This is a genomic window from Phytobacter sp. V69, assembly GCF_965644215.1.
Classification (GTDB): Bacteria; Pseudomonadota; Gammaproteobacteria; order Enterobacterales; family Enterobacteriaceae; genus Phytobacter.
This window is the reverse complement of sequence record NZ_CBFFRL010000382.1, coordinates 1-2,062: the sequence shown is the minus strand read 5'-3', so window position 1 is coordinate 2,062 and position 2,062 is coordinate 1. Positions and strand designations below refer to the sequence as shown.

Annotated in this window: 4 protein-coding genes; 1 reads left to right on the top strand and 3 read right to left on the bottom strand. The window is 50.5% G+C overall.

What is annotated here, in order from left to right; all coding sequences use genetic code 11:
* The first annotated feature begins 90 nt into the window (after nt 1-90).
* Complete coding sequence (gene speD / locus ACSZPU_RS25310; RefSeq protein ID WP_499004356.1) at nt 91-885, top strand: adenosylmethionine decarboxylase; 795 nt, start codon at nt 91-93, stop codon at nt 883-885.
* 81 nt (nt 886-966) lie between these two features.
* Here the strand turns inward: speD and ACSZPU_RS25305 are convergent, their stop codons facing one another.
* From ACSZPU_RS25305 to ACSZPU_RS25295, 3 genes are all read right to left on the bottom strand, one after another.
* Nucleotides 967-1,140 carry a hypothetical protein gene (locus tag ACSZPU_RS25305; protein ID WP_229220472.1) on the bottom strand — a complete coding sequence of 58 codons (174 nt, stop codon included), beginning with the start codon at nt 1,138-1,140 and terminating at the stop codon, nt 967-969.
* 158 nt (nt 1,141-1,298) lie between these two features.
* Entirely contained in the window at nt 1,299-1,661 is a 363-nt protein-coding gene (yacL, locus tag ACSZPU_RS25300) for a protein YacL (protein WP_499004355.1), read from the bottom strand.
* A gap of 137 nt (nt 1,662-1,798) precedes the next feature.
* A complete protein-coding gene (locus ACSZPU_RS25295; RefSeq protein ID WP_499004354.1) occupies nt 1,799-1,999 on the bottom strand; it encodes an SDR family oxidoreductase in 201 nt (66 codons plus the stop codon).
* Between the last annotated feature and the right edge of the window lie 63 nt (nt 2,000-2,062).

The window sequence follows — 2,062 nt, the reverse complement described above, 5'->3', positions numbered from 1 at the left end:
ACGGCCTCATTTCTCGCTGCCGTCCAGATCAGATGCATCGCTCTCTGGGCTAAAATCTTGTGACGACACTATCTAAGGAGAGATACGAAATTGAAAAAACTGAAACTGCATGGCTTTAACAACCTGACCAAGAGCCTGAGTTTTTGTATTTACGATATCTGCTATGCCAAAACGAAAGCGGAGCGTGACGGCTATATCGCTTATATCGATGAACTCTATAACGCCAATCGCCTGACAGAAATCCTGACGGAAACCTGCAATATCATTGGCGCTAATATTCTGAATATCGCCCGTCAGGACTACGAGCCGCAGGGTGCGAGCGTCACGATTCTGGTCAGCGAAGAGCCGATTGACCCGCAACTAATCAATAAGACCGAGCACCCCGGCCCGCTACCGGAAGCCGTGGTCGCCCATCTCGATAAAAGCCACATCTGCGTGCACACCTATCCGGAAAGCCACCCGGAGGGCAGTTTGTGTACCTTCCGTGCAGATATTGAAGTGTCGACCTGCGGGGTAATTTCACCGCTGAAAGCGCTGAACTATCTGATTCATCAGCTTGAATCAGACATTGTGACCATCGATTATCGCGTACGTGGCTTTTCCCGCGACGTGAACGGCATGAAGCACTTTATCGATCATGAAATCAATTCGATTCAGAACTTTATGTCGGATGATATTAAGTCGCTGTATGACATGGTGGATGTGAACGTTTATCAGGAAAATATCTTCCACACCAAGATGCTGCTTAAGGAATTCGACCTTAAACACTACATGTTCCACACCAAACCAGAAGAACTGACGGCGCAAGAACGTAAAGAGATTACGTCGGCCTTGTGGAAGGAGATGCGCGAGATTTACTACGCGCGCAATATCCCGGCGGTGTAATTTGCAGCGGAGCAAGGATGCTCCGGTCCGTTTGCCAGAGCGCATCGCTCATTCCAGTAAGTTTCGCGAGTCGCGCGGTGCTCAGCGTGTTGTTTGGTCATGGAACCACTCCACGTCAACATTGGCGACGTCAACACCGTACAGGCTGGCGACGGCCAGCAGCGACTCCATCATTCGTCTGCTGTTATGTTCCGCATCATGGCGCTGGTCGCGCGCTGAACTGCGTGAGAAGTAACGGGAAAAGAACGCTTTCATAGTCGTCTCCGTAAGGTGTCCGGAAGACCATTGCAGCGCAAAATATCGACAAAAGGAAATATGAAAAACAGCTGAGGTTTTTCACTACGCGCATTTACAGGAACAGAGCACCGGTTCCCGGCAATGCGGAAGACCGGCCCCGGTAATACAAGGGGGAATTAACGCTGTTTAAGGAACTCGCGGTATGCCGCTACCACATTGAGAAAGTCTTCTACGCCGCACATCGACAGACTCTCTTCATCGTAATAGCTCATCCCTTCTTCCATCTCATCGCCCGAGAATTCCAGCTGGTTAGCGCGTACCATCACTTCCTCGCCATCCATCCATAGCGTGTATTCATGCCCGGCGCGCTGCCAGGAACGTTCGCTGCCCTTCACGGTTTGCGCCGCCTGTTCCACTTCATCGAGCAGGGCGAGGTTCTCTTTCACTTCTTCATTAAACCAGTGCCCGACAGCTTCGTGGCCCATCGACATGCGTACCTTTACCCCACCGGTAATGTCGCGCAAAAATTCGTAATCCATAATCTCTTCCTCATGCAGGCTTTGCGTCAGCCCATGCTTAATTATCGCAGCACAACGGAAGAAAAAAAGCGTAGCGGGGGTACGGAACGAGAAAAAAGCGGAGAATCCTCCCCGCTTGCGAAGAATATGATGAAAACTTATGCGCCCAGCATGATTCCGCCATCAACGGCGATATGCTGGCCGGTGATAAAACCGTTTTTCATCAGGAACAGATACGCCTGCGCCAGTTCGTCAATCTCTGCCGTGCGTTTGAGGGGGATGGCGGTACTAAAGTGCTGTTGGGTGACCGCAACCTGTTCGGGTGGCACATCTCGCCAGAACGGGGTGAGCCTGTACATAAAATTGTGTAATTGCCTGATTTTGATATGTTCAATCCAACATCAAAAGCAGGTTAATTTATG

Bases quoted from the DNA above. Each gene is read 5' to 3' on its own strand.
- ACSZPU_RS25305 (WP_229220472.1), bottom strand. From the start codon at position 1,140: ATGAAAGCGTTCTTTTCCCGTTACTTCTCACGCAGTTCAGCGCGCGAC.
- yacL (WP_499004355.1), bottom strand. From the start codon at position 1,661: ATGGATTACGAATTTTTGCGCGACATTACCGGTGGGGTAAAGGTACGC.
- ACSZPU_RS25295 (WP_499004354.1), bottom strand. From the start codon at position 1,999: ATGTACAGGCTCACCCCGTTCTGGCGAGATGTGCCACCCGAACAGGTT.